General features: G+C 45.8%; 1 protein-coding gene. It reads right to left on the reverse strand.

Annotated features, from left to right (window positions below; all coding sequences use genetic code 11):
* Nucleotides 1-265: 265 nt before the first annotated feature.
* Nucleotides 266-1,453, reverse strand: coding sequence for a LysM peptidoglycan-binding domain-containing protein (locus J7E21_RS02015; protein ID WP_215104284.1), 1,188 nt, complete (start codon nt 1,451-1,453; stop codon nt 266-268).
* Nucleotides 1,454-1,864: the final 411 nt, after the last annotated feature.

Below are 1,864 nucleotides of genomic sequence, written 5' to 3' on the forward strand. Positions count from 1 at the left end.
ACACATCCACATTCCAACTCATTGCTTCCACAGTCCTGTTCTAGGGAAGCGATTCCCCGAATAGCGGATGCTTCTTAAAAAGCACTGATAGATTTCATTCGCTCTACTGAAAGAAATGTAACAGTTGCCTAACGCTGAAAGTGAACAAGTCGACCTTTCCGCATTCTAATTCTTCATTTTGATCAAGTGAAAAGCGGATTTCCGGCATATCGGCACACAAAAAAACGCCCTCTGCAGAAGGCGTTTTTTCTTTTGTGCTTAAGCGTCAGCGCGGGATAATGAGCACTTGCCCGACGCTGATTAGGTTGACGTTGGTGATTTTATTGGCCGTGGCAATGGCTGAGACGGTCGTATTATAGGTGCGTGCGATGCTGTAAAGCGTGTCACCGGCTTTCACCGTATATTTGACGGTCGTTACTGGTGGTGCTTGTTTTGTCGGGATGATCAAGACTTGCCCGACGCTGATCAAATTGACGTTGGTGATTTTATTGGCCGTGGCGATAGCTGAGACGGTCGTATTATACTTGCTAGCGATGCTGTAAAGTGTATCTCCCGCTTTCACCGTATATTTGACGGTTGTAACTGGAGGCGGTGTCGGTGCTTTTACCGGAATCACCAAGACTTGCCCAACGCGGATCAAGTTGACGTTTGTAATGTTATTCGCTGCTGCGAGTGCTGCGACTGTGACATTATACTTTTTCGCGATGCTGTAAAGCGTGTCCCCGGCTTTGACGGTATAAGTGGTTGCGCCTGTCGGAGGCAATTTCAAGAGTTCGGAAATGGTCACGAATTTGTAGCCTTTCGCTTTCAATTTGCTGATCATTCCCGGCAAGGCGATCGGTGTTCCGGGAGCTCCTGCACCAGTGTGCATCAGAACGATGGAGCCCGGTACGATGTTGTTGACGACTTTATCGGTGATTACAGTCGATGATAAGCCTCTCCAGTCAATGGTGTCGATATTCCACTGTATGGTGTGCGTATAGCCTGCATCGCCGACGCCTTTCAGGACGGTAGCATTGTAAGCACCGAATGGAGCCCGGAAAATAGGTTTTGTCGATTTGCCCGTGACATTTTTGTAGGCAGTTTCTGTTTTAGCTAATTCACTTTGCATGGCGGCGATGCTGATTTTTGTGAAATCCGGATGTGAATAGGAATGATTGCCGACCTGGTGTCCAGCGTTTGCGATATTGCGGATCCAGCTCGGGTGATGGTTGATGCCAGTCCCTGTAACAAAGAAAGTGGCTTTGACGTTATTCGTTTTTAGAATATCGAGGATTTTGTTGATGTTCGTTCCATCCGCGCCGTCATCAAAAGTTAAAGCGACCACTTTGCTGGTCGTGTTGCCTTTCGTGACAAACGTCGAAGAAGCGGCATCAGCCTGTCCCGTGAACGACAGCAGTGAAAAAAGTAATAATCCCGTGATAGCTAGCAACTTGCTCCATTTGGAAAACATTGTGCTCACCCCTTATTTTAGTTGGCCGGCAACCGGCTTATGTATGTGGAGAGAAGATGTGTACAAGAAGTCTTATGAACTTTGGAAATATAATCAAAATAAGAATTCTATAGTCTTATTATATCACGTTTATACGGATGAACTATCTAAAAGTTTGAAAATTCAGTAAAATTATTTTTGTTTTTATATATGTTGAACTAAAGAAATATCAGTGAATTACCACCACTACTACTTGAACACTAACAATTTGCGAACAAACAAACAGATATGGAGCAAAACTACGGAGAAAACCGTACTGCTCCCACAGTGCGACGCATCTGCCGTGCAGATGTGGGAGCACACGGTTTTCGCAGTGACTGAGGAGGCTTTGGCGCTCACCCGCAGGAAATGAATAAGCGAAGGGAAGCTGAG

It is taken from the genome of Planococcus sp. ISL-109 (genome assembly GCF_018613655.1).
Lineage (GTDB): Bacteria > Bacillota > Bacilli > Bacillales_A > Planococcaceae > Planococcus.